This window comes from Pseudomonas sp. AC252, assembly GCF_979258105.1.
This window is the reverse complement of sequence record NZ_OZ409837.1, coordinates 3,340,031-3,365,600: the sequence shown is the minus strand read 5'-3', so window position 1 is coordinate 3,365,600 and position 25,570 is coordinate 3,340,031. Positions and strand designations below refer to the sequence as shown.

Here is a 25,570-nt window from a genome sequence, read left to right as displayed (position 1 = left end):
TCAGCGCGCCGTGAAAATCAGCACCGCACCCACCGGCACCGACAGACTGATCGCCGACAGATCGGCGAGTTTGCGCAGGCTTTCCAGACCCGGCGCCAGATCGAAATCCTCGGCATTGATCACCAGCGGCTCCAGCGTGACCACTTGAAAGCGCCGATCATCCAGACGCGTGGCGAGCAACTCGGCCGGGTATTCGTGCTGCTTGCCGTGCAGGCTGACGGTCAGCGGCAGGCGCAATTCCAGCTGCGCGCCGGGGGCCAGATCGTTGATCGGGCGCAAGTCGATCTGCGTAGTGATGGTCGCTGCGGGAAACTGCTCGATCTGGAACAGCTCCTTGCGCATGCGCTCATCGCGCAGCGGAATGCCGCTGTTGATCGATTCGAGCTCGACTTCGACTTCGGCACGACCGTTGGGATCGACCTTGCCGTGCAGCACCAGAAAGCGCTGCACTTCCGACACGCTGGAATTTTTGGTGCTGACGAACGACAGCCGCGACGACTCGCCGTCCAGATACCAATTGGCCTGGGCCGGCAGTGCCGCGGCGGTCAACAGCAGACTGGCGAAGGTTGTATAGAGGGAGCGGTTGAACATTGAACACTCGTGGGGGCGATAAACCTGCACGAACCATAACCGCCCGCCAAGTTATTGCAAACTGAAGATCACCACAGATGCATGCAATGATGAGACCCATATGGGAGCTGGCTTGCCAGCGATAGCGTCGTCACAGGCAAGATTTTCGCTGGCTGACCCACTGCAATCGCTGGCAAGCCAGCTCCCACATGATCTCCACTCACAACGGAATCGAGTGTAGTCAGGGATTCAGGCGACAGCCCTGGCGTTCGCTCAGCCACTTTGCGCTGTTGCTGCGGCCCATGCCGCTGACAGTGATGGTTTTGCTCGACGGGTCATCGGTAAAACCGCTGGTTGGCAGCCATTGCTTCACATAGCCACGGCAATACCCGGCGTCGTTGTTCATCACATAACGACACGAGCAATATTCCTTGGCGGTGTAGGCGCTGATGATGTCCGGGAAAGCCCTAAGATTTTCCCGTTCATACCAACCCCAGCCGAGCAGCACGATCAGCAGCAACAATAGAAAGCGCTTCATGGCCGCACCGCCTGCAAGACGCGTTTGAGCAATTCGTTGTGCTTATAGCTGCCATCACGATCATCGCCGTAACGCACGATCACCAGTTTCTCGCTGGGCATCACGTACAACGCCTGGCCCCAGTGGCCGAGGGCGGCGAAGGTGTCGGGTGGGGCGTCGGGCCATGGTGATGGTGCGCCATCGACTGGCCGATTGAGCCACCAATGGCCGCCGGGCACGGCTTCGTCCTGCTGCGCCTGGTAGCCGGCAAAAGGTTTCAGGTTGAACGCAAGCCAGTCCTCGGGCAGCAACTGCCGATCGTTCCAGCGCCCGCCGCGCGCCATCAGCAGGCCGACCCGCGCCAGATCCCGCGCAGTGAGATAGGCATAGGACGAGGCGACAAATGTACCGCTGGCATCGCTTTCCCACACGGCGTGGCGAATGCCCAACGGCTCGAACAATGCTGTCCACGGATAATCGGCATAACGCTCTGCACCGACCATGGTTTTCAGGGCGGCGGCGAGCAGATTGCTGTCACCGCTGGAATAGCGGAATGCCTGACCCGCTGCGGCGTAGGCGTCGTGGTCCGCAGTGAACGCGGCCATGTCGCGATGGCCGCGGGTGTAGAGCATCGCCACCACCGAAGATTTCAGCGGCGCGTATTCGTAGTCCTCTTGCCAATCGAGACCGGAGGCCCAGTTCAGCAGATGGCCGAGGGTGATCGCCGGGTGTTTGTCCAGCGCCGGGTAGAACTTCAGCGCCGGATCGTCGAGCTTGAACAGGCCTTCGCCGTAGGCCACGCCGAGGAGCGTGGCCAGCAGGCTTTGCTGATTGACCAGGTCAGGTGCGGAGTCTGTGCAGTGGTCGGAGCGGCGTAGCGTTCGTAGATGATCTGGCCGTCATGGATGATCAGCAAGGCGTCGGTGCGGATGCCTTCGCGGGTGGCGTCGTTGCGGGGCGCGAAGGCGTAGGCTTCCAGCGCATCGACGGCCGGGCCGGTGATCTGCGGGGCGGTCGGCCATTGCTCGCCGGGCCATTGTTCGGCGTGGGCGGTGAGGCTGATCAGCAGCAGGAACAGGGACAGGCCTTTGAACATGGTGGGGGCTCTGGGAATGAACCTGCTGAGCCTAGTCGGGGTTTATGACAAATTTTAGATGTTGGTCGTCCATGAAATTGCCATCGCTGGCAAGCCAGCTCCCACAGGGGTCCCAAGTGAACGCACATTTCATGAACACCTTTGAAACCTGTGGGAGCGGGCTTGCCCGCGATGAGGCCAGTCAGGCCAACGCGAGAGCCTTGGCCAAGCGCTTGGCCCGGGCCCCTGCCGCCAACTGCATCACGCCTTGATCACGCTGCCACATCGCCGCACACGCAGGATCACCCTGCAACAACGCCTGATCTACCTCGGTCTTGAGGGATTCAAACTGCGCAAACAACCCACCCAACAGCACATGACCGGCCGGATTGTTCGGCGCTTGCCGGCTGGCCTCGGCGCACCCGGCCAACAGCGCCAGCAAACGCAGTTGCAGGGCCTGCGGCCAATTGCTGTCCTGGCCGATGCCGTACAGCCACGCGGTCATGGCGCTGAGCACGTAGACATCCTCAAGACTGCGAAACGGTTTGACGTAGGCGTCCCAGCCGTCGCCGGCGAGCAGTTCGCACAGGGCGCCGTCGAGGTGCAGGCGGCCGTGGCTGATGTCCGGCATCAGCGGCAACGCCGGTAGTTTTTCCACCTTCACGCCGGGCTCGCCGGGATACACCACCGCCAGACTCAGGCGCGGTGTTTCGCCCGGCTCCTCACTACGTGCCGCCACCAGCAGCCAGTCGGCGGCGTCGCCGGCGTCGCCGGCGGTGACGAAATCCTTGCGTCCGCTCAAGCGCAAATCGCGCAGCCGCGTTTGCATGTCGGCCGGGCGCAGGCTGCGTTGTTCGGTCGCGCACAAGGCGCCAAGGCTCAGCGGCGCGCTCGGCCACAACATGCGCAGCGCCGCCTGATAACCGACCAGAAACGCCAGCCCCGGCGTCGCCATCCGCCGCCCACCGGCCACCGCCAATTCGAACGGCGTGACGTTGCCCAGCGTCTGCAACAGCGTCGCAAAGCCCTCGGCCAGATCGGCAACGGCGGGCAAGCGTTCACGGCGGTGCAGCAGATCTGTCCAAGGCATGGGCGCCTCCTTGTGGGCTGTCATATAAGCATCACCGAACGTTCATGGCGATGACACCGGGGCTACATAGCCTGACTTTGCACAACACGGCTGCATAAAGAAAGTCGATCGGCTGCAACCCACGACGGGTTAAAGGCCCGTACGGAGATTCACATGACGCAAATCGCCCGCATCAGCGACACCGGCAATGAACGCCGCCTGCAAGCCGAACGCCTGATCGGCGCACAAGCCTTGCAGCAAGCCCAGGCCCTGCGCTTCGCCGTCTTCAGTGGCGAATTCAACGCCAAACTGAAAGGCGCCGAACTGGGTCTGGACATGGATGATTATGATGTTCACTGCAGCCACATCGGCGTGCGTGATCTGAACACCGGGCGCTTGGTGGCGACCACGCGTCTGCTCGATCACACCGCCGCCAGCAGCCTCGGCAAGTTCTACAGTGAAGAAGAATTCAGCCTGCATGGCCTGGCGCATCTGCAAGGCCCGATCCTGGAAATCGGCCGCACCTGCGTCGATCCGGCGTACCGCAACGGCGGCACCATCGCCGTGCTCTGGGGCGAATTGGCCGAAGTGCTCAACCAGGGCGGCTACAGCTACCTGATGGGTTGCGCGAGCATCCCGATGCAGGACGGCGGCATTCAGGCCCACGCGATCATGCAACGTCTGCGCGAACGTTATCTGTGCACCGAACATCTGCGCGCCGAGCCGAAAAATCCGCTGCCGACGCTGGATATCCCGTCCAACGTCATCGCCGAAATGCCGCCGCTGCTCAAGGCCTACATGCGCCTCGGTGCGAAGATCTGCGGCGAGCCGTGCTGGGACGAAGACTTCCAGGTCGCCGACGTGTTCATCCTGCTCAAGCGCGACGAACTCTGCCCGCGCTACGCCAGGCACTTCAAGGCGGCGGTGTGATGAGCCGGTTGCGGGTGTACGCGCGAATCGCGCGAGTGCTGCTGGTGGTGACGCTGGGGCTGACCATGGCCAGCGTCTTCGGCGTGTTCGAACGCCTCGGTCTGGCTCATTCGATGGAGCGGCGTCAGCGCTGGTCGCGCTTCTTCATGGCGCGGCTGAGCAATGCCCTGCCGTTTCGCGTGAGCGTCCATGGCGAGCTGCCAAAACAGCCGATGCTGTGGGTCAGCAATCACGTCTCGTGGACCGACATTCCGCTGCTGGGCATGCTCACGCCGCTGTCGTTTCTGTCCAAGGCCGAGGTGCGCACCTGGCCGGTGGCCGGCTGGCTCGCGGCCAAGGCCGGCAGCCTGTTCATCCGCCGTGGGTCGGGCGACAGCCAGTTGATCCGCAAGCAGATGACCCGCCATCTGCAAACCGAACATGCACTGCTGATGTTCCCCGAAGGCACCACCACCGATGGCCGTTCGCTGCGCACTTTTCATGGCCGACTGCTGTCGGCGGCGATCGATTCGGAGGTGATGCTGCAACCGGTGGCGATCCGTTATCTGCGTGACGGCGAAATCGACACGCTCGCACCGTTCATTGGCGACGATGATTTGCTCTCGCACCTGATGCGCCTGTTCAGCCATGACTGCGGCGACGTCGAAGTGCATCTGCTCAAGCCGATTGAATGCCAGGGCCGCGAACGTGCGGCGCTGGCGTTCGAAGCGCAGCAGGCGGTGCAGAAGGTGTTATTTGGATCGATTCCGGAAACCCGACAATCGCCCATGCGCCCGGCAATCGCTGCCTGAAACACAAATGCCAAAATCACCTTGGCCCCCTGTGGGAGCGGGCTTGCCCGCAAAAGCGGTCGATCAATCAACATCAAAGTTGAATGTGCCGAAGCTATCGCTGGCAAGCCAGCTCCCACAGGAATTCAGGTTGTATGTGATTGCACTGCAAAATCCTGCAGTTGCGGGTAAAACAGGCTGAAATCTTCACTCAACGGTTCATACAAGCGTCGCAACTCCGCCATCGCCCCGGCCAATTCCTCGGGCCTGGTCAGGCGCCGCGAGATCCCGCGCAGCACCTGCTCCAGCACTTCAAATTCGCGATACGAGCCCAGCCAGTCGTTGGCGACCATGTGCGGGGCGATCTTTGCCAGCCGTTCCGGCAACTGTCCTTCGCGGGACAGCACCTGATAGACGTCTGCGGTGAACTGCTCCAGCGGTCGGTCGGCATACAGCGGCCAGTCTCGCGCCAGGCAGTGATCGAAAAACACATCGAGGACGATTCCGGCGTAACGCCGCCGCGTTTCGGTAAAGCGGCCCAAAGCGATGTCGACCAAGGGATGCCGATCAGTGAACACATCGATGCGCCGATGCAGCGCGATCGCCGCCTCCACTTCCGGGTCGAATTGGCCTTGCAGCCGACCTTTGACGAAGTCGCCATACAGGCTGCCGAGTAACTGACCGGGGCGCTGGCCGCCGAGATGCAAGTGCGCGAGATAGTTCATGGGCGCAGCTTAGCACCGCGACCGGTCATCCGACACGCCCATATCGTTATAACCCGATATAGCGATTTATTGGCTCGTCAGACCATTTTCATATTGGTATATCGCGATCCAACGATTTAAAGTTCGCTCCATCGCGATATATCGCCACTGCCACCACGAGCCCAAGCCATGAACCTCGACCTCGACGAAATAATAAAAGCCCTGGCGCACCCAGTACGGCGAGACATCCTCAACTGGCTGAAAGACCCGAAAGGCGAATTCCCCGAGCAGTTGCACAACCATGAATACGGTATTTGCGCCGGGCAGATCGATCAGCGTTGCGGCCTGTCGCAATCGACCGTGTCGGCGCACCTGGCGACCCTGCAACGCGCCGGGCTGATCAGCAGCCAGAAGGCCGGGCAGTGGCATTTTTTCAAACGTAACGAGGACGTCATCCAGGCGTTTCTCAGCACCCTCAGTAAAGAGCTCTGACCCTTAACGTCAGCCAGCCGACAAGGAAACCTGCATGCCCCTTTCGCTCCTCATTCTCGCCCTGAGCGCCTTCGCCATCGGCACCACCGAGTTCGTCATCATGGGCCTGCTGCCCGACGTGGCGGCGGACCTCGGTGTGTCGATTCCCGGCGCTGGCTGGCTGGTCACCGGTTACGCCCTGGGCGTGGCCATCGGTGCACCGTTCATGGCACTGGCTACCGCGAAGCTGCCGCGCAAGGCCGCGCTGGTGGCGTTGATGGGCATCTTTATTGTCGGCAACCTGCTCTGCGCCATCGCCAGCGACTACAACGTGCTGATGTTTGCCCGGGTCGTCACCGCACTGTGTCACGGTGCGTTCTTTGGCATCGGCTCGGTAGTAGCGGCCAATCTGGTCGCGCCAAACAAACGTGCCTCGGCGGTCGCGTTGATGTTCACCGGTCTGACCCTGGCCAACGTACTTGGCGTGCCACTGGGCACGGCGCTGGGTCAGGAAGCCGGCTGGCGTTCGACCTTCTGGGCAGTGACCGTCATCGGTGTGATCGCGCTGATCGGCCTGATCCGGTTCCTGCCGGCCAAGCGTGACGAAGAAAAACTCGACATGCGCGCCGAACTCGCCGCCCTCAAAGGCGCCGGCATCTGGCTGTCGCTGAGCATGACCGCGCTGTTCGCCGCCTCGGTGTTCACCCTGTTCACCTATGTCGCGCCGCTGCTTGGCGAAGTCACCGGCGTATCGCCGCGTGGCGTGACCTGGACGCTGATGCTCATCGGTCTGGGCCTGACGGTCGGCAACATCATCGGCGGCAAACTCGCCGACAAAGGCATGGCCGCCACGCTGATTGGCGTGTTCATCGCAATGGCCGTGGTTTCCACCGTGCTGAGCTGGACCAGCGTCGCGCTGATCCCGACCGAAATCACCCTGTTCCTTTGGGCCACCGCGTGTTTCGCCGCTGTGCCGGCGCTGCAGGTCAATGTGGTGACCTTCGGCAAGGCTGCGCCGAACCTGGTTTCGACCCTGAACATCGGCGCCTTCAACGTTGGCAACGCCCTCGGTGCCTGGGTCGGCGGCAGCGTCATTGCCCACGGCTACGGCCTGACCAGCGTGCCACTGGCTGCCGCCGCGCTGGCTGTACTGGCCCTGCTGGTGACCCTGCTTACCTTCCGCCAGAACGGCAATGCCGAGCTGGCGCCTGCTTCCAACTGATCAACTTCCTTCATTAAAGAGAGGCTTCTAGACATGGCGACTATTTTCGACCCGATCAAACTCGGCGACATCGAGCTGAACAACCGCATCATCATGGCCCCGCTGACCCGCTGCCGCGCCGACGAAGGCCGTGTGCCGAACGCGCTGATGGCCGAATACTACGTACAACGCGCCTCGGCCGGCCTGATCCTCAGCGAAGCCACGTCGGTAACGCCGATGGGCGTCGGCTACCCGGACACCCCGGGCATCTGGTCCAACGATCAAGTGCGTGGCTGGGCCAACGTGACCAAGGCGATTCACGGCGCTGGCGGCAAGATCTTCCTGCAACTGTGGCACGTTGGCCGCATCTCTCACCCTTCGTACCTGAACGGTGAAGCACCGGTCGCGCCAAGCGCCATCCAGCCAAAGGGCCACGTCAGCCTGGTGCGTCCACTGGCCGACTATCCAACCCCACGCGCCCTGGAAACCGCTGAAATCGCCGACATCGTCGACGCCTACCGCACTGGCGCCGAGAATGCCAAAGCCGCCGGTTTCGACGGTGTGGAAATCCATGGCGCTAACGGCTACCTGCTCGACCAGTTCCTGCAAAGCAGCACCAACCAGCGCACCGACCAATACGGCGGCTCGCTGGAAAACCGTGCGCGCCTGCTGCTGGAAGTGACCGACGCCGCGATCGAAGTCTGGGGCGCTGGTCGCGTTGGTGTGCACTTGGCACCGCGTGCCGATTCCCACGACATGGGCGATGACAACCTCGCCGAAACCTTCACCTACGTCGCCCGTGAACTGGGCAAGCGTGGCATCGCGTTCATCTGCTCGCGCGAAAAAGAAGGCGCGGACAGCCTCGGCCCGCAACTGAAAGAAGCGTTCGGTGGCCCATACATTGCCAACGAGAAGTTCACCAAGGAAAGCGCCAACGAGTGGCTGGCCAGCGGTAAGGCAGACGCGGTCGCGTTCGGCGTGCCGTTCATTGCCAACCCGGATCTGCCGGCACGTTTGCAGGCCGATGCGCCGTTGAACGAGCCACATCCGGAGACTTTCTACGGCAAGGGTCCGGTCGGCTATATCGACTATCCGACCTTGTAATCACGCTGTAGCGCAGAAACGAGAAAGCCCCGGACTTTTGAAAGTCCGGGGCTTTTTGCTGTTGGCGCAGGGTAAGAGCCAGCGAACAACGTTTCACAACAGCGACACAATTTCCCTACAAAATCCACGGCTGGCTACGTTTAAACTCCCCGCCGCAATAATCGGCCATGGCGGCTGATTGACATCCTGCCGGGCAATTGCGCATTTTGTTTCATTTGCGCAGGCTTGGGCTCAGGCGCAGCATGTCCAGCCCGGTGTCGACCCAGCGTTCAGCCTCGGCGTGCAGTTCGAAGCTGTCCGGGGCCAGCAGCCAGCCGTACAGCAGGCCGTCGATGTAGGCATGAATGCTGATCGCCGCGCGGGCAGTGTCGAGATCTTCCGGCAACTGGCCGCGATTCACCGCATTACGCAGGGTCAGGCCGATGCGCACGTTGCAATCGAGACTGGCCGTCCGGCGCTGCTGGCGCAGATCGCACATTTCATCGGTGAACTCGCACTTATGAAACAGAATTTCGTTGATGCGCCGGGTTTTCGGGTCCAGTGCAACTTGATGAAACAAATGAATCAGCAACTGGCGCATGCAGCCCAGCGGGTCCGGTTCGTCCTCGCTTTCGCTGGCCTTGGCCAGTTCATCCAGCGGTTCGTGCAGGCTGTCGAGCATGGCCTGGACCAGGTCGGCCTTGTTGCTGAAATGCCAGTAGATGGCGCCACGCGTCACGCCGGCGAGGGTCGCGATGTCCGCCAGGGTGGTGCGGGCAACCCCTTTCATAGAAGGCTTTCTCGGCCGCTTCCAGAATCTGGCTGCGGGTTTCCTGAGCTTCCTCTTTGGTACGACGGACCATGGCAGTAAAACCTCAAACAGGATGTTTCAGGGATGGCTGAATATCCGCTGAATAAAGAGGGGGCGATCTCTCGTGAATCGACTCCCCGGCCTACAATTTCAAACCTTGCGACGACTTTTGTATCAGGGTGGGTACGCGGCGCAGGTGTTTACAAACAACCATGAACGTAAGTATATTACTTAGCAAGCTACTTATCCACCCGGTGCCCGATTTTTACTCTTTCACACTTCTTGTGCGCTTCTTGCGCGCCTGACCCGAGGATCTTCATGCAATTCAAGCCAGCTGTTACCGCTCTGGTCACTGCCGTCGCCCTGGCATCGCTGCTCAGCGGATGTAAAAAGGAAGAAGCGGCCCCTGCCGCTCCGCCTCCTCAGGTCGGCGTCGTCACCCTGCAACCACAAGCCTTTACCCTCACTTCCGAGCTGCCGGGCCGCACCAGTGCGTTCCGCATCGCTGAAGTTCGCCCGCAGGTCAACGGCATCATCCTCAAGCGTCTGTTCAAGGAAGGCGCCGACGTCAAAGCCGGCCAGCAGCTGTATCAGATCGATCCGTCGGTCTACGAAGCGACCTTGAAAAGCGCCGAAGCCAACCTGCGTTCGACCAAGTCGATCTCCGACCGCTACAAGCAGCTGGTCGATGAGCAAGCGGTGAGCCGTCAGGAATACGACACCGCGCTGGCCAACCGCCTGCAATCGGAAGCGTCGCTGCAGACTGCGCAGATCAACGTGCGTTACACCAAGGTCTACGCGCCGATCTCTGGCCGTATCGGCCGCTCTTCGGTCACCGAAGGCGCACTGGTCAGCAATGGCCAGGCCGATGCAATGGCAGTGATTCAGCAGCTCGACCCGATCTACGTCGACGTGACCCAGTCGTCGGTGGAACTGCTGGAACTGCGCCGCGAACTGGAAAGCGGCCGTCTGCAGAAGGCTGGCGACAACGCCGCTGCGGTCAAGCTGACCCTGGAAGACGGCAGCCAGTACAAGCTCGACGGCAAGCTGGAATTCTCCGAAGTCTCGGTTGACCAGACCACCGGCTCGGTGACCCTGCGCGCGGTGTTCCCGAACCCCGATCACACCCTCTTGCCAGGCATGTTCGTTCACGCCCAGCTGCAAGCCGGCGTCAACAGCGCAGCGATCCTCGCGCCGCAGCAAGGCGTCACCCGCGACCTCAAAGGCACCCCGACCGCATTGGTCGTCGGCGCCGACAACAAGGTCGAGCTGCGTCAGCTCAAGGCCAGCCGCACCGTCGGCAGCCAGTGGCTGATCGAAGACGGCCTGAAAGCCGGCGATCGTCTGATCACCGAAGGGCTGCAGTACGTCAAACCGGGCGTCGAGGTCAAAGCGACCGAAGCGACTAACGTCGGCACCAAGAACCCGGCCCCCGCACAGGCAGCTGACAAAGCCGCCGGCGGCAAAGGGGAGTAACCCATGTCAAAATTCTTCATCGACCGTCCGATTTTCGCCTGGGTAATCGCCCTGGTGATCATGCTGGTCGGGGCACTTTCGATCCTGAAATTGCCGATCAACCAATACCCGAGCATTGCGCCACCGGCCATTGCGATCCAGGTGACCTACCCAGGCGCGTCCGCACAAACCGTGCAGGACACCGTGGTACAGGTCATCGAACAACAGCTCAACGGTATCGACAACCTGCGTTATGTGTCTTCGGAAAGTAACTCCGACGGCAGCATGACCATCACCGCAACCTTCGAGCAAGGCACCAACTCCGACACCGCGCAGGTCCAGGTCCAGAACAAGCTGAACCTGGCCACCCCGCTGCTGCCGCAGGAAGTGCAGCAACAGGGTATCCGCGTGACCAAGGCAGTGAAGAACTTCCTGCTGGTAATCGGCGTGGTGTCGCGTGACGGCAGCATGACCAAGGACGACCTGTCCAACTACATCGTGTCGAACATGCAGGACCCGATCTCGCGGACCGCCGGTGTCGGTGACTTCCAGGTCTTCGGTGCGCAGTACGCGATGCGCATCTGGCTCGACCCGGCCAAGTTGAACAACTTCAACCTGACCCCGGTCGACGTGAAAAACGCCATTGCTGCGCAGAACGTCCAGGTGTCGTCCGGTCAGCTCGGTGGCTTGCCTGCCGTGCAGGGCCAGCAACTGAACGCGACGATCATCGGCAAGACCCGTCTGCAGACCGCCGAGCAGTTCAAGGAAATTCTGCTCAAGGTCAACAAGGACGGCTCGCAGGTTCGCCTCAAAGACGTGGCTGAAGTCGGCCTCGGCGGTGAGAACTACGCGATCAGCGCCCAGTTCAACGGCAGCCCGGCGTCCGGTCTGGCGGTGAAACTGGCCAACGGCGCCAACGCCCTCGATACGGCCAAAGCGCTGCGCAACACCATCGACAGCCTCAAGCCGTTCTTCCCGCAAGGCATGGAAGTGGTGTTCCCGTATGACACCACCCCGGTGGTGACCGAGTCGATCAAAGGCGTGGTGCACACCCTGGTCGAAGCGATCGCGCTGGTGTTCCTGGTGATGTTCCTGTTCCTGCAGAACTTCCGCGCCACCGTCATCACCACGATGACCGTGCCGGTGGTACTGCTCGGTACATTCGGCATCCTCGCCGCCGCCGGTTTCAGCATCAACACCCTGACCATGTTCGGCATGGTGCTGGCCATCGGTCTGCTGGTGGACGACGCCATCGTCGTGGTGGAAAACGTCGAGCGGGTGATGAGCGAAGAAGGCTTGTCACCGAAAGAAGCGACGAAGAAATCCATGGGCCAGATCCAGGGTGCACTGGTCGGTATCGCCCTCGTGCTCTCCGCGGTACTGCTGCCGATGGCGTTCTTCAGCGGCTCCACCGGTGTGATCTACAAGCAGTTCTCGATCACCATCGTGTCGGCCATGGCCCTGTCGGTACTGGTTGCCCTGATCTTCACCCCGGCGCTGTGCGCAACCATGCTCAAGCCGATTCCGAAAGGCGAGCACGGCACCCCGAAGAAAGGTTTCTTCGGCTGGTTCAACCGCAACTTCGACCGTGGCGTACGCAGCTATGAGCGTGGCGTCGGCAACATGCTGACCCGCAAGGCGCCGTACCTGCTGGCGTATCTGCTGATCGTCGTGGGCATGATCTGGCTGTTCACCCGCATCCCGACCGCGTTCCTCCCGGAAGAAGACCAGGGCGTTCTGTTCGCTCAGGTGCAGACCCCGGCCGGTTCCAGTGCCCAGCGCACTCAGGTGGTGGTGGATGAAATGCGTGAGTACCTGCTGCGTCCGAACAAGGACGGCGGTGAGGCGGACGCGGTGGCTTCGGTGTTCACCGTGACCGGCTTCAACTTCGCCGGCCGTGGCCAGAGCTCGGGTATGGCGTTCATCATGCTCAAGCCGTGGGGCGAACGTAACGCCGACAACAGCGTGTTCAACCTCGCTGCGCGTGCCCAGCAACACTTCTTCAGCTTCCGCGACGCGATGGTGTTTGCCTTCGCCCCGCCAGCGGTTCTGGAATTGGGTAACGCCACCGGTTTCGACGTGTTCCTGCAGGACCGTGCCGGTATCGGCCACGAAAAACTGATGGAAGCGCGCAACCAGTTCCTCGGCATGGCGGCGCAAAGCAAGGTGCTGACCCAGGTGCGTCCGAACGGCCTGAACGATGAGCCGCAGTTCCAACTGGAAATCGACGACGAGAAGGCCAGTGCCCTCGGCATCACCATCAGCGACATCAACAACACCCTGTCGATCGCGCTGGGCAGTAGCTACGTCAACGACTTCATCGACCGTGGTCGGGTGAAGAAAGTCTACGTGCAGGGCCAGCCGGACTCGCGCATGAGCCCGGAAGACCTGAAGAAGTGGTACGTGCGTAACGCCGAAGGCACCATGGTTCCATTCTCGGCATTTGCCAAGGGCGAGTGGGTCTACGGTTCGCCGAAACTGGCGCGCTACAACGGTGTGGAAGCGGTCGAGGTCCTCGGGGCTCCGGCGCCGGGTTACTCCACCGGTGAGGCGATGGCTGAAGTCGAAGCGATTGCCAAGAAGCTGCCGTCCGGTGTCGGTATCTCCTGGACCGGTCTGTCCTACGAGGAACGTCTGTCCGGCTCGCAAGCGCCAGCGCTGTACGCCCTGTCGCTGCTGATGGTGTTCCTGTGTCTGGCGGCGCTGTATGAGAGCTGGTCGATTCCGATCGCTGTCATGCTCGTGGTACCGCTGGGGATCATCGGTGCACTGATGGCCACCAGCCTGCGCGGTCTGTCCAACGACGTGTACTTCCAGGTGGGCTTGTTGACGACCATCGGTCTGGCGGCTAAAAACGCCATTCTGATTGTCGAATTCGCCAAGGAACTGCATGAACAGGGACGCACCCTGCGTGAAGCGGCAATCGAAGCCTGCCGCATGCGTCTGCGCCCGATCATCATGACCTCGCTGGCCTTCGTCCTCGGTGTGGTACCGCTGGCGATCTCCACCGGCGCCGGTTCAGGCAGTCAACATGCGATCGGTACCGGCGTGATTGGCGGTATGCTCACGGCCACGATCCTGGCGATCTTCTGGGTCCCACTGTTCTTCGTTACTGTGTCGTCCATCGGTCAGCGCAAAAAGACCGACGCGGATGAGACTACTGAAACTCCTAAAGAGGCTGGCCAATGAGCAAGTCGCTACTCTCCATCGCAGTCGCTGCCTTCGTGCTGAGCGGTTGCTCGCTGATACCTGACTATCAGCAGCCTGAGGCTCCGGTCGCAGGCCAGTACCCGCAGGGGCCGGCGTATTCGCCGGCCCAGGCTCCGGCGCAAGCCGCTGCCGAACAGGGCTGGAAGCAGTTTTTCCATGACCCGGCCCTGCAACAGCTGATCCAGGTCGCCCTGGAAAACAACCGCGACCTGCGTGTCGCGGCGCTGAACATCGACGCTTACGCGGCGCAGTACCGCATCCAGCGCGCCGATCTGTTCCCGGCGGTGTCGGCCAACGCCGCCGGCAGCCGTCAGCGGGTTCCGGCCCGTGCCTCGCAGACTGGCGAGTCGGGGATCACCAGCTCCTACTCGGCGACCGTCGGCGTCAGCGCCTACGAACTCGATCTGTTCGGTCGGGTGCGCAGCCTGAGCGAGCAAGCGCTGCAACAGTACTTCGCTACCGAAGAAGCACGCCGCAGTACGCAGATCAGTCTGGTCGCCAACGTCGCCAATGCCTACCTGACCTGGCAGGCGGACAAGGAACTGCTCAAGCTGACGCAGGACACCCTGGGTGCCTTCGAAGAAAGCTACAAGCTGACCAGCCGCAGCAACGAAGTCGGCGTGGCTTCGGCGCTGGACCTGGCGCAGTCGCGCACTTCCGTGGAAAACGCCCGGGCACAACTGGCGCGTTATACCCGCCAGGTCGCGCAGGACGAAAACAGCCTGACCCTGCTGCTCGGCACCGGTATCCCGGCCAACCTGCAAGCGGCCAAACCGCTGTCCGATGACCTGCTCAGCGACGTGCCGGCCGGTCTGCCTTCGGATCTGCTGCAACGCCGCCCGGACATTCTGCAAGCCGAGTACAACCTGAAAGCGGCCAACGCCAACATCGGCGCGGCGCGTGCAGCGTTCTTCCCGAGCATCAGCCTGACCGCCAACGCGGGCAGCCTGAGCCCGGATCTGTCCGGCCTGTTCAAGGGTGGTTCGGGGACGTGGCTGTTCCAGCCGCAGATCAACCTGCCGATCTTCAACGCCGGCAGCCTGCGCGCCAGCCTCGACTACGCCAAGATCCAGAAGGACATTGGCGTGGCGAACTACGAGAAGTCGATCCAGACCGCCTTCCAGGAAGTCGCCGACGGCCTCGCCGCACGCCAGACCTATACCGAGCAGCTGCAGGCGCAACGTGACTTCGTTCAGGCCAACCAGGATTACTACCGCCTGGCCGAACGTCGCTATCGCATCGGCGTCGACAGCAACCTGACCTTCCTCGATGCCCAGCGTCAGCTGTTCAGCGCGCAACAAGCGCTGATCACCGACCGCCTCGCGCAGCTGAACAGCGCGGTCAACCTGTACAAGGCATTGGGCGGTGGCTGGAATGCGCAAACTGCGCAGAACGAACCGCTGAAAGAAGAAGCGCCGAAGATGAAGCTGTTCTGATCATCATCGAGTGAAACAAAAAGCCCACCGACTGGTGGGCTTTTTGTTGCCTGCCATAAAACTACGTTGTCTTGTCTGGCCTCATCGCTGGCAAGCCAGCTCCCACAATGTTCTGTGGTGTACCCAAATTTGTGAGCGATGCAAAAATCTGTGGGAGCTGGCTTGCCAGCGATGAGGCCCTCACATTCACCCAAAAACCGGCTGAATCTTGCGTTCGATAACCGCCCAAAACCCGCTTTCAGCAATTGAACCCGAACACACAGGCCCTTCACCATTCGAACCAGAAAACCAATAACAACAAGGTTCGACACCATGCTCCAGCGCCCTGCCCCGCCCGGCTGACCGCCACCGTTTCATCTCAGACCTGCATCACGTTGCCTGCGCCGCACCCGCCGCGGCAGCGCAGCCGTTCGCCCTAAAAAAACAAGAGAGACCCAAGTCCATGACAGTTTTCCCTGTGCCCTACGCATTGCCCGCTGTGATCGCCCTGACCATCGCCGGTCTGGCCCTGCCAGCCAGCGCCGAAGAAAGCGGTTTCGTCGAGGGCGCCAAGGTCAACCTGAACCTGCGCAACTTCTATATCAACCGCAACTTCACCAACCCGACCAAGACCCAAGGCAAAGCTGAAGAGTGGACGCAGAGTTTCATCCTCGACGCCAAATCCGGTTTCACCCAAGGCACGGTCGGCTTCGGCATGGACGTGCTCGGGCTGTATTCGGTCAAGCTCGATGGCGGTAAAGGCACGGGCGGCACGCAGCTGTTGCCGCTGGACCATGACGGTCGCCCGGCGGACAACTTTGGCCGCACCAACGTCGCCTTCAAGGCCAGGCTTTCGCAGACCGAAGTCAAGGTCGGTGAGTGGATGCCGGTGCTGCCGATTCTGCGTTCGGACGACGGTCGCTCGCTGCCGCAGACCTTCCGTGGCGGCCAGATCACCTCGAAGGAAATCGCCGGCCTGACCCTCTATGGCGGCCAGTTCCGCGCCAACAGCCCGCGCGACGACAGCAGCATGAGCGACATGTCGATGACCGGCAAAGCCGCGTTCACCTCAGATCGTTTCAACTTCCAGGGCGGCGAATATCTGTTCAACGACAAGCGCACGCAGATCGGCCTGTGGAACGCGCAGCTCAAGGACATCTACAGCCAGCAATACCTCAACGTGCTGCACAGCCAGCCGCTCGGCGACTGGACGCTGGGCGCCAACCTCGGCTTTTTCTACGGCAAGGAAGATGGCAGCGCTCGCGCCGGCGATCTGGACAACAAGACCTGGTACGGGATGTTTTCGGCCAAGTATGGCGGCAACACGTTCTACCTCGGCCTGCAGAAACTCACCGGCGACAGCGCCTGGATGCGCGTCAACGGCACCAGTGGCGGGACGCTGGCCAACGACAGCTACAACGCCAGTTATGACAACGCTCAGGAACGCTCCTGGCAGTTGCGCCACGACTACAACTTCGCCGCCATGGGCATCCCCGGCCTGACCCTGATGAACCGCTACATCAGCGGCGACAACGTGCACACCGGGACGATCACCGACGGCAAGGAATGGGGTCGCGAGTCGGAACTGGGTTACACGGTGCAGAGCGGCACGTTGAAGGATTTGAACGTCAGATGGCGCAACTCGACCATGCGCCGCGACTTCAGCAACAACGAGTTCGACGAGAACCGGTTGATCGTCAGCTATCCGATCAGCCTTCTCTAACCACACATGCCCCACTGTGGGAGCGAGCCTGCTCGTGAAAGCAGCTTCAGTCGACATCTCTCTCGAATATGAAATGGTCTTCGCGAGCAAGCTCGCTCCCACATTTGTTTTGTGATCGACACAACTCCAATGTGGGAGCGAGCTTGCTCGCGAAGGCGTAATTTCGGGCGCCATCAATCCCGGGATTCGACTCCTAGCTCATCCCACACCGATTCCGCCAGATGAAACGTCGCATTCGCCGCCGGGATGCCGCAGTAGATTGCGCTCTGCATGATCACTTCCTTGATCTCGCCACGGCTCACGCCGTTGTTGGCCGCTGCGCGCAGGTGCAGTTTCAGTTCGCCCTCGCGGTTCATACCGATCAGCATGGCGATGGTGATCAGGCTGCGGGTGTGCCGGGGCAGGCCCGGGCGGGTCCAGATGTCACCCCAGGCGTGGCGGGTGATCATCTCCTGGAATTCCGAGTTGAACTCGGTCAGCGTGGTCAGGCTGCGATCGACATGGGCATCGCCCAGCACCGCGCGGCGTACTTGCATGCCTTCGTCGTAACGTTGTTTCTCGTCCACAAAATCTTCCTCACTGAGCCTGCAGAAACGCCAGCACCCGATCACTGAAATCGGCGCCAGCCTGCACGTTGGACAAATGCGCCGCCTGGAACTCGGCGTACTCGGCACCGCGCACGTGGTCGCGAATGAAGTGCCCGCCGGACGGCGGCGTCACCGCATCTTCGCTGCCCGCAATCACCAGCAACGGCACGTTGATCGAAGCCAGTTGGTCACGGAAATCGGCATCGCGCACGGCCGCGCAGTTGGCCGCATAGCCTTGTGGATTGGTTGCGGCAAGCATGTCGGTAATTTTCTTCGCCGCGTCCGGGTGCGCCGCCGAAAAATCCGGGGTGAACCAGCGCGCAATCGAGGCATCACGTAGCGCGACCATCGCCGCCGGGCCATCGCGCAACACGGTTTCGATGCGCGGATTCCACACCGACGGATCACCGATCTTCGCTGCGGTGTTGCACACGATCAGTTTGTGCAGACGATGCCCGGCATTGATCCCCAGCCACTGACCGATCAGCCCGCCCATCGACAGTCCGCAGAAATGCGCGCGCTCGATATGCAGCGCATCGAGCAGACCGAGCACGTCGCGACCGAGTTGTTCGATGCTGTACGGCCCCTCGGTAACCAGCGATTGACCGTGGCCGCGCGTGTCGAAACGCAGCACGCGGAAATGCTCGGTGAATGCCGGCATCTGCGCGTCCCACATGTGCAGGTCGGTGCCCAGCGAGTTGGACAGCACCAGCACCGGCGCCTCCGCCCGGCCCTCAATTTGATAGTGCAGTTCGCCATCGGCGAGTTGAACGAAAGCCACAGCCCTCTCCTTCAGACAGTCAAAGCGTTGTGTTCGGCCACCGCGCGCTCGACCCAGACTTGCGCCTGGCCGAGGTAATGCGCGGGGTTCAGAAGATCATCGAGTTCTGCGCCACTGAGTTCGGCGGTGACTTGCGGCTCGTCAGCGAGCACCGCACGCAAATGGCGTTGCTCGGCCACGGCGCGTTTGCAGCATTGTTCGAGCAGATGATGCGCGGTGTCGCGGCCGACGCGTTGGGCGAGGACGATGCTCACCGCTTCGGCCAGCACCAGGCCTTGGGTCAATTCGAGGTTGAGGGCCATGCGCGCCGCGTCGACTTCCAGACCGTCGGCCAGCAAGCGCGCCTGTTGCAGCGAACCGGACACCAGGCAGCAGATCTCCGGCAGGGTTTCCCATTCGGCGTGCCACAAACCGAGGCTGCGTTCGTGCTCCTGCGGCATCGCGCTGAACAGCGTCGACACCAGCCCCGGCACCCGCGTGGCCGCGCCGATCAGCACCGCCGCGCCAACCGGGTTGCGTTTGTGCGGCATGGTCGACGACCCGCCCTTGCCCGGTGCCGCAGGCTCAAAAACCTCCGCTGCTTCGGTCTGCATCAACAGGCTGATGTCGCGGCCGAATTTGCCGAGGCTGCCGGCGATCAGGCCAAGCACCGCGCCGAACTCGACGATGCGATCACGCTGGGTATGCCACGGTTGCTCGGGCAGCGTCAGTTGCAGCTCTTCGGCCAATGCTTTGGCGATCGGCAACGCCTGTTCACCCAGCGCCGCGAGCGTGCCGGAAGCGCCACCGAATTGCAGCACCAGCAGACGCGGTTTCAGCTCTTGTAGACGCTGACGGCTGCGCGTGACGGCGCCGAGCCATCCAGCGATTTTCATACCGAGGGTCACCGGCGTGGCGTGTTGCAGCCAGGTGCGCCCGGCCAGTGGCGTGGTGGCGAAGCGTTGTGCCTGAGTGGCGAGCGAGTCGGCCAGTTGTGCCAATTGGTTTTCGATCAGCGCCAGCGCCTGGCGCAATTGCACGACCAGCCCGGAATCCATCACATCCTGACTGGTCGCACCCAGATGCACATAGCGCTCGGCTTCGGCATCGGTCGAGGCGATCTGCTTGCCCAAGGCCTTGACCAGTGGAATCGCCGAATTGCCGGCCGTGGCGATCGCCTCACCCAGCACCGCAAAGTCGTACAGGCCCGCCTCGCACGCTGCGGCAATCGGTGCCACCGCCGATGAAGGAATCAGCCCGACCCGCGCTTCGGCCCGGGCCAGCGCCGCTTCGAAATCGAGCATCGCCTGTACGCGGCCCTGATCGCAGAACACTTCGCGCATATCGCGGGCGGTGAAGTAGGCATCGAACAATTGATTGCCCGGTCGCTGAGTCATAAACAGTCCTTGCCGGCGCGGGCCTCGCAGCCCGCGCACATGGGTTTACAGATCGTGGTGCAGATACTTCGCCTGCTTGGGCAAACGCAGGCTGAACAGGAAGGCCACCGCCATCATCGCCGTGACGTACCAGTAGAAGGCGTTTTCCATGCCGCCGGCCTTGAGGCTCAGGGCAACAAACTCTGCCGAGCCACCGAAGATCGCATTCGCCACTGCGTAGGCCAGGCCGACACCCAGCGCGCGGACTTCAGGCGGGAACATCTCGGCTTTCACCAGACCACTGATCGAGGTGTAGAAACTGACGATCGCCAGCGCCAGAGTGATCAGTACAAAGGCGAGGAACGGACTGCTGATGCTTTTCAGGCTGAGCAGGATCGGCACGGTGAACAGCGTGCCGAGGGCGCCGAACCAGAGCATCGAGTTACGTCGGCCGATCTTGTCGGCGAGCATGCCGAACAACGGCTGCATGCACATATACAGGAACAGCGCGCCGGTCATGATGTAGCTGGCGGTCTTGGCGTGCATGCCGGCGGTGTTCACCAGGTATTTCTGCATGTAGGTGGTGAAGGTGTAGAAAATCAGCGAGCCGCCGGCGGTGTAGCCGAGCACAGTGATGAACGCCGCTTTGTGATCGCGGAACAGCGCGGTGATGCTGCCGGCGTCCTTGTGCGCGCGGGTTTCCTCGTTGGTGGTTTCCTTCAGCGAACGACGCAGGAACAGCGAAATCAGCGCCGCCACCGCACCGACCACAAACGGAATCCGCCAGCCGTAGGCACGCAAGTCTTCCTCAGTGAGGAACTGTTGCAACACGACGACCAGCGACACCGCCAGCAGTTGCCCGCCAATCAACGTGACGTACTGGAACGAGGCGAAGAAACCGCGCTGGCCCTTGAGCGCAACTTCGCTCATGTAAGTCGCGGTGGTGCCGTATTCACCGCCCACCGACAGACCTTGCAGCAAACGCGCGAACAGTAACAGCAGTGGCGCCCAGACGCCGATGTCCTTGTAGGTCGGCAAACAGGCAATCAACAGCGAGCCGAAGCACATCATCAGAATCGAGATGAGCATCGAGTTCTTGCGCCCGTGCTTGTCAGCGACGCGGCCGAAAATCCAGCCACCAATCGGACGCATCAGGAACCCGGCAGCGAACACGCCAGCGGTGTTGACCAGTTGCACCGTCGGGTTATCGGAGGGGAAGAACGCGGGGGCGAAATAGATCGCGCAGAAGGCGTAAACGTAGAAGTCGAACCATTCGACGAGGTTGCCGGACGAAGCGCCGACGATGGCGAAGATGCGCTTGCTGCGCTCTTCACCGGTGTAATGGGAGGTGGGCGTTGTCATTGTTTTTTCACTCGATAGGGACAGTCACAGTCTAGACATACTTTGCAACAGTCCCGTTCCACATCGGATCATCACCCACGTCTGGATCAGTCTTTGTGGCGGGGGATTTATCCCCGCTCGAGTGCGAAGCACTCGCAAATCAGATACACGCGGTTCATCTGAATACCGCGCCGACTGGTTTTTGGGGCTGCTTCGCAGCCCAGCGGGGATAAATCCCCTCACCACAGGGAATCTGTCCTGCAGGGGATTTGGGGTGTTCTCTCAATAATCGAAGAACACCGTCTCGGCATCGGTGCCCTGCAGAACTACATTCCACTGGTAAACACCGGATGCATCCGCCTTGGCCAGCAACGTCTGGCGACGCTCCGCCGGCACACACTCGAGCAACGGGTCAGCCACGTTCGCCGGGTCACCCTCGAAATAAATCCGCGTCAGCAAGTGCTTCACCAACCCTCGGGCAAACACCAGCACCACCAGATGCGGCGCCTGAGTCGAGCCTTTCAACCCTGGCACGGTGCCGGGTTTGATCGTGGTGAAACGGAAGCGCCCTTCGGCGTCCACTGGCACCCGGCCGAAGCCTTCAAAGTTCGGGTCGAGTGGTTTGTCCTGGTGATCTTCCGGGTGGTCGTACTTGCCGGCGGCGTTGGCCTGCCAGACTTCGAGCATGGCGTCGTTGACGACATCGCCATTGCCGTCCACCACCTGGCCGGTGATCGCCACGCGCTCGCCGAGGGTCAGTTCGTTGGCCAGGGTTTCGCGGTTCAGCCAGGTCAGGCCGATGTGGTAATACGGCCCGACGGTGTGGGACGTGGTCGCATAGAGCGTCATCTTATTTCTCCATCGGCGTGGCTTCACGGCCGCGCAGCACGATGTCCCAGCGGTAACCGAGGGCGTAGGACGGAATGGTTTTTTCCAGATCGAAACTGGCGATCAAGCGTTCCTTGGCCGAAGTGTCCGGCACGCAGTTGTAGATCGGGTCGTACGCCAGCAGCGGATCACCGGGGAAGTACATTTGCGTGACCAGACGCGTAAGGATGCTCGGCCCGAACAGGGAAAAATGGATATGCGCCGGGCGCCAGGCGTTGTGGTGGTTGCCCCACGGATAGGCGCCGGGCTTGATGGTCTGGAACTGGTACCAGCCATCGGCATCGGTGACGGTGCGGCCGGTGCCGGTAAAGTTCGGGTCCAGCGGCGCGTCGTGCAGGTCGCGGGTGTGGTTATAGCGGCCGGCGGCGTTGGCCTGCCAGATCTCCACCAGAATCCCCGGTACCGGCAGACCGTCCTCGTCGAGCACGCGGCCGTGAATGATGATGCGCTCGCCCAACGGCTCGCCGTCGTGCTGTGCGGTGAGGTCATTGTCCTTTTCGGCAACATGCTCGGCACCGATGGTCGGCCCGGTGATTTCCGAAAGTGAATGGGGCAGGTACACCAAAGGCTTGGACGGCGAGCGCAGGTTGGTGGATTGATACGTCGGGTGCAGATAGTCAGGCTGAGTGCCTGCCTGTGGGCGACGGTAACCAGGCTTGTCAGTCATTTCGCTTTCCTCAGTTCTTGTAAGTGCCGCAGCGCGTCAGACACGTTCGATGGCCAGGGCCAGACCCTGGCCAACACCGACGCACATGGTCGCCAGACCTTTCTTGCCGCCAGTCTTTTCCAGATGATGCAGGGCAGTCAGCACCAGCCGCGCACCGCTCATGCCCAATGGGTGACCGAGGGCAATCGCGCCGCCATTCGGGTTGACCTGCGGCGCGTCATCCGCCAGCCCCAGTTCGCGCAGCACCGCCAGACCCTGGCTGGCAAACGCTTCGTTGAGTTCGATCACGTCGAAATCGCTGACCGCCACGCCGAGGCGCTCGGTCAGTTTGCGCACCGCTGGCACCGGGCCGATGCCCATCACCCGTGGCGCGACACCGGCGCTGGCCATGCCGAGCACTTTTGCGCGGGCGGTCAGGCCGTGTTTTTTCACCGCTTCGGCTGACGCCAGAATCAGCGCAGCAGCACCATCGTTGACCCCGGAGGCATTGCCGGCAGTAACGGTTTTGTCCGCGCCGTTGACCGGTTTCAGTTTGGCCAGCGCTTCAATCGTAGTGTCGGCGCGCGGATGTTCGTCCTCGCAGACCACGGTTTCGCCCTTTTTGTGGGCGATGCGCACTTCGACGATTTCTTCAGCGAAGTATCCGGCGGCTTGAGCGGCGGCGGTACGTTGCTGACTGCGCAAGGCAAAGGCGTCCTGATCTGCGCGCGAGACTTTATAGTCGTCGGCGACGTTATCAGCGGTCTGCGGCATGGCATCGACGCCGTACTGCGCCTTCATCAGCGGGTTGATGAAACGCCAGCCGATGGTGGTGTCTTCCAGTTTCATGTTGCGCGAGAACGCCGCGTCGGCCTTGCCCATCACGAATGGCGCGCGGGACATCGACTCGACGCCGCCGGCGATCGCCAGCTCCATCTCGCCGCTGGCAATCGCACGGAATGCGGTGCCGATCGCGTCCATGCCCGAAGCGCAGAGGCGGTTGAGCGTAACGCCGGGCACGCTGTCCGGCAGGCCGGCGAGCAGCAATGCCATGCGCGCAACGTTGCGGTTGTCTTCGCCGGCCTGATTGGCGCAGCCGAGGAACACCTCATCGACGGCGTTCCAGTCCACCGATGGATTGCGCTCCATCAAGGCTTTGATCGGCACGGCGGCAAGGTCATCGGCGCGCACGGCGGACAGTGCGCCGCCGAAACGGCCAATGGGGGTGCGAATCGCATCGCAGATATACACGTCACGCATCATGCTTCTCCCGGCGCCTGACCGTGGGCGGCAGCGGTGCGCGCTTCCAGATCACGCAGCGCGGTCAGCTCGACTTCGGTCGGCTCAGCGGTGGTTGCAACGGCGTCGGCAAAACGGATCGCCCAACCGGTGGCGGCAACCACTTGCTCGCGGGTCACGCCCGGATGCAGCGCGGTGACCACAAATTCGTGGGTGCCCTCCTCCGGTTCCATGATGCACAGGTCGGTGATGATGCCCACCGGCCCGGCGCCCGGCAGGCCGAGACGTTTACGCGAGTCGCCACCCTCGCCATGACCGACCGAGGTGATGAAATCGAGTTTGTCGACAAACGAACGCGCCGACTGTTTAAGGATGATCAACACGCTTTTCGCCGAACCGGCGATCTCCGGCGCGCCACCGGCACCCGGCAGACGCACTTTTGGCGCGTGGTAGTCGCCGACCACGGTGGTGTTGATGTTGCCGAAACGGTCGACCTGCGCGGCGCCGAGAAAACCGACGTCGATGCGCCCGCCCTGCAGCCAGTAGCGAAAAATCTCACCGGTCGGCACCACGGTGTCGGCGGTCTCGGCCAACTCGCCGTCACCGATGGACAGCGGCAGTACGCTCGGCTTGGCGCCAATCGGGCCGGATTCGTAAATCAGCACTACGTCCGGCGATGATGTCAGGCGCGCAAGGTTGGCGGCTTTCGAGGGCAGGCCGATGCCGACGAAGCATACCGAGCCGTTCTTCAGGCGCCGGGCCGCCGCGACGGTCATCATTTCATTGGTGGTGTAAGTCATTACTTGGCCTCCGAAGCAGCGGCCAATTTGGCCTGGAATTCGCTGAAATCAGCGCAGCCATGGATGTATTCGTTGATCCACGCGGTAAACGTCTCACGGTCGCGAGCGATCGGGTCCCACGCCTGATAGAAACGATTGTCACGCTCGGTGTAACCGTGAGCGTAGGACGGATGCGCGCCACCCGGCACATGGCAGACCGCGCTCAAGGCCCAGGTCGGCAGTACGCAAGCGTTCATCGGTGCATTGAGGTCGTCGACGATTTCTTCCACGGTGACGATGCAGCGCTTGGCCGCCAGCGCCGCTTCTTTCTGCACGCCGAGAATGCCCCAGAGCAACACGTTGCCTTTGCGGTCGGCTTTCTGCGCGTGAATCACGGTGACGTCCGGGCGTACCGATGGCACTGCCGCTAACACTTCGCCGGTGAACGGACAGGTCACGGTTTTGATCAGCGGATTGACCTTCGGCAGGTCGGAGCCGGCGTAGGCACGCAGCACCGCGAACGGCAGGCCGGATGCGCCAGCGACGTAAGCGTTGGCAAGGTCGGCGTGGCTGTGTTCTTCAATTTCCAGCGCGTGCGGCCACTGCTTTTCGACCGCGTCACGCAAACGGTGCAGCGAGCCCACACCCGGGTTGCCGCCCCAGGAGAAAATCAGTTTGCGCGCACATCCGGCGCCGATCAGTTGGTCGTAGATCAGGTCAGGCGTCATCCGCACCAGCGTCAGATCTTTCTTGCCTTGACGAATGATTTCATGACCCGCTGCCGTAGGGATCAGGTGAGTGAAGCCTTCGAGGGCGACGGTATCGCCGTCGTTGACGAATTGCTTCACCGCGTCGTGCAGCGAAAGGATCTCAGCCATGGAGCAGGCTCCTGTTCTTGTAAGGAATCGCCAGTGATAAAAAGGCGCGAGGTTCAGCGCCGGAGTCACTGA

The 25,570-nt window shown here is 61.9% G+C and carries 22 protein-coding genes and 2 pseudogenes; 9 read left to right on the top strand and 15 right to left on the bottom strand.

The annotated features are described in order from the left end of the window. The 4 genes and pseudogenes from ACZZZ4_RS15300 to ACZZZ4_RS15285 all read right to left on the bottom strand — a co-directional run bounded on the left by ACZZZ4_RS15300 (position 1) and on the right by ACZZZ4_RS15285 (position 3,252). The gene (locus ACZZZ4_RS15300) at positions 1–591 is read right to left on the bottom strand and encodes a YceI family protein (protein ID WP_463548145.1); all 591 of its coding nucleotides are present in this window, start codon (positions 589–591) and stop codon (positions 1–3) included. Between the two features lie 220 nt (positions 592–811). Further along, positions 812–1,108, bottom strand: a complete 297-nt coding sequence (locus ACZZZ4_RS15295; RefSeq protein WP_463548144.1) for an amidase — start codon at positions 1,106–1,108, stop codon at positions 812–814. After that, positions 1,105–2,183: pseudogene (locus ACZZZ4_RS15290) on the bottom strand (serine hydrolase domain-containing protein). Before ACZZZ4_RS15290 ends, ACZZZ4_RS15295 begins: the two are co-directional and overlap by 4 nt. Before the next feature lie 181 nt (positions 2,184–2,364). Then, positions 2,365–3,252: an acyl-CoA dehydrogenase middle domain-containing protein gene (locus tag ACZZZ4_RS15285; protein WP_463548143.1), complete on the bottom strand. Its 888-nt coding sequence runs from the start codon at positions 3,250–3,252 to the stop codon at positions 2,365–2,367. Between the two features lie 153 nt (positions 3,253–3,405). On the opposite strand from ACZZZ4_RS15285, the gene olsB reads away from it, so the two are divergent. Then, on the top strand, positions 3,406–4,161 hold the full coding sequence (gene olsB, locus ACZZZ4_RS15280) for an L-ornithine N(alpha)-acyltransferase (protein ID WP_039762677.1): 756 nt from the start codon (positions 3,406–3,408) through the stop codon (positions 4,159–4,161). Further along, a complete protein-coding gene (locus ACZZZ4_RS15275) occupies positions 4,161–4,952 on the top strand; it encodes a lysophospholipid acyltransferase family protein (protein WP_039762676.1) in 792 nt (263 codons plus the stop codon). The genes olsB and ACZZZ4_RS15275 overlap by 1 nt, the downstream gene beginning before the upstream one ends. A 125-nt stretch (positions 4,953–5,077) precedes the next feature. On the opposite strand, the gene ACZZZ4_RS15270 is transcribed toward ACZZZ4_RS15275, so the two are convergent. After that, entirely contained in the window at positions 5,078–5,656 is a 579-nt protein-coding gene (locus tag ACZZZ4_RS15270; RefSeq protein WP_463548142.1) for an acyl carrier protein phosphodiesterase, read from the bottom strand. 168 nt (positions 5,657–5,824) lie between these two features. Here ACZZZ4_RS15270 and ACZZZ4_RS15265 point away from each other — a divergent pair, with 168 nt between their 5' ends. The 3 genes from ACZZZ4_RS15265 to ACZZZ4_RS15255 are packed head-to-tail and all read left to right on the top strand — an operon-like array spanning position 5,825 to position 8,411. Further along, on the top strand, positions 5,825–6,127 hold the full coding sequence (locus ACZZZ4_RS15265; protein WP_016771327.1) for an ArsR/SmtB family transcription factor: 303 nt from the start codon (positions 5,825–5,827) through the stop codon (positions 6,125–6,127). A gap of 34 nt (positions 6,128–6,161) precedes the next feature. Then, positions 6,162–7,328 (top strand): MFS transporter, encoded by a 1,167-nt coding sequence (locus ACZZZ4_RS15260; RefSeq protein WP_463548141.1) that lies wholly within the window; start codon positions 6,162–6,164, stop codon positions 7,326–7,328. Between the two features lie 33 nt (positions 7,329–7,361). Beyond that, a complete protein-coding gene (locus ACZZZ4_RS15255) occupies positions 7,362–8,411 on the top strand; it encodes an alkene reductase (RefSeq protein WP_016771329.1) in 1,050 nt (349 codons plus the stop codon). Between the two features lie 211 nt (positions 8,412–8,622). Here ACZZZ4_RS15255 and emhR read toward each other — a convergent pair. Then, positions 8,623–9,253 (bottom strand): annotated as a pseudogene (gene emhR, locus ACZZZ4_RS15250) (efflux system transcriptional repressor EmhR). 266 nt (positions 9,254–9,519) lie between these two features. On the opposite strand from emhR, the gene emhA reads away from it, so the two are divergent. The 4 genes from emhA (at position 9,520) to ACZZZ4_RS15230 (ending at position 17,004) form a co-directional block, all read left to right on the top strand. Next, positions 9,520–10,677: an efflux RND transporter periplasmic adaptor subunit EmhA gene (emhA, locus tag ACZZZ4_RS15245; protein ID WP_039762673.1), complete on the top strand. Its 1,158-nt coding sequence runs from the start codon at positions 9,520–9,522 to the stop codon at positions 10,675–10,677. A 3-nt stretch (positions 10,678–10,680) separates the two neighbouring features. Then, positions 10,681–13,845, top strand: coding sequence for an efflux RND transporter permease subunit EmhB (gene emhB / locus ACZZZ4_RS15240; RefSeq protein WP_039762672.1), 3,165 nt, complete (start codon positions 10,681–10,683; stop codon positions 13,843–13,845). Further along, on the top strand, positions 13,842–15,302 hold the full coding sequence (gene emhC / locus ACZZZ4_RS15235) for an efflux RND transporter outer membrane subunit EmhC (RefSeq protein WP_434767969.1): 1,461 nt from the start codon (positions 13,842–13,844) through the stop codon (positions 15,300–15,302). The genes emhB and emhC overlap by 4 nt, the downstream gene beginning before the upstream one ends. A gap of 442 nt (positions 15,303–15,744) precedes the next feature. Next, positions 15,745–17,004, top strand: a complete 1,260-nt coding sequence (locus tag ACZZZ4_RS15230; protein ID WP_463548140.1) for an OprD family porin — start codon at positions 15,745–15,747, stop codon at positions 17,002–17,004. Between the two features lie 173 nt (positions 17,005–17,177). Here the strand turns inward: ACZZZ4_RS15230 and pcaC are convergent, their stop codons facing one another. The 9 genes from pcaC to ACZZZ4_RS15185 all read right to left on the bottom strand — a co-directional run bounded on the left by pcaC (position 17,178) and on the right by ACZZZ4_RS15185 (position 25,498). Further along, positions 17,178–17,570 carry a 4-carboxymuconolactone decarboxylase gene (gene pcaC, locus ACZZZ4_RS15225; protein WP_024011942.1) on the bottom strand — a complete coding sequence of 131 codons (393 nt, stop codon included), beginning with the start codon at positions 17,568–17,570 and terminating at the stop codon, positions 17,178–17,180. A gap of 10 nt (positions 17,571–17,580) precedes the next feature. Further along, complete coding sequence (gene pcaD, locus ACZZZ4_RS15220) at positions 17,581–18,372, bottom strand: 3-oxoadipate enol-lactonase (protein ID WP_415763434.1); 792 nt, start codon at positions 18,370–18,372, stop codon at positions 17,581–17,583. Between the two features lie 11 nt (positions 18,373–18,383). Then, positions 18,384–19,748, bottom strand: a complete 1,365-nt coding sequence (locus tag ACZZZ4_RS15215; protein WP_463548139.1) for a 3-carboxy-cis,cis-muconate cycloisomerase — start codon at positions 19,746–19,748, stop codon at positions 18,384–18,386. Between the two features lie 45 nt (positions 19,749–19,793). Beyond that, positions 19,794–21,089 (bottom strand): MFS family transporter, encoded by a 1,296-nt coding sequence (locus ACZZZ4_RS15210; RefSeq protein WP_434767963.1) that lies wholly within the window; start codon positions 21,087–21,089, stop codon positions 19,794–19,796. 261 nt (positions 21,090–21,350) lie between these two features. Then, entirely contained in the window at positions 21,351–21,917 is a 567-nt protein-coding gene (gene pcaG, locus ACZZZ4_RS15205; RefSeq protein ID WP_129998852.1) for a protocatechuate 3,4-dioxygenase subunit alpha, read from the bottom strand. A 1-nt stretch (position 21,918) separates the two neighbouring features. Continuing rightward, complete coding sequence (gene pcaH, locus ACZZZ4_RS15200) at positions 21,919–22,623, bottom strand: protocatechuate 3,4-dioxygenase subunit beta (RefSeq protein ID WP_463548138.1); 705 nt, start codon at positions 22,621–22,623, stop codon at positions 21,919–21,921. Positions 22,624–22,659: 36 nt separating this feature from the next. Further along, positions 22,660–23,865 carry a 3-oxoadipyl-CoA thiolase gene (pcaF, locus tag ACZZZ4_RS15195; protein WP_463548137.1) on the bottom strand — a complete coding sequence of 402 codons (1,206 nt, stop codon included), beginning with the start codon at positions 23,863–23,865 and terminating at the stop codon, positions 22,660–22,662. Next, on the bottom strand, positions 23,862–24,641 hold the full coding sequence (locus ACZZZ4_RS15190; protein ID WP_463548136.1) for a CoA-transferase subunit beta: 780 nt from the start codon (positions 24,639–24,641) through the stop codon (positions 23,862–23,864). Before ACZZZ4_RS15190 ends, pcaF begins: the two co-directional genes overlap by 4 nt. After that, positions 24,641–25,498, bottom strand: coding sequence for a CoA transferase subunit A (locus ACZZZ4_RS15185; RefSeq protein ID WP_024011937.1), 858 nt, complete (start codon positions 25,496–25,498; stop codon positions 24,641–24,643). The genes ACZZZ4_RS15190 and ACZZZ4_RS15185 overlap by 1 nt, the downstream gene beginning before the upstream one ends. Between the last annotated feature and the right edge of the window lie 72 nt (positions 25,499–25,570).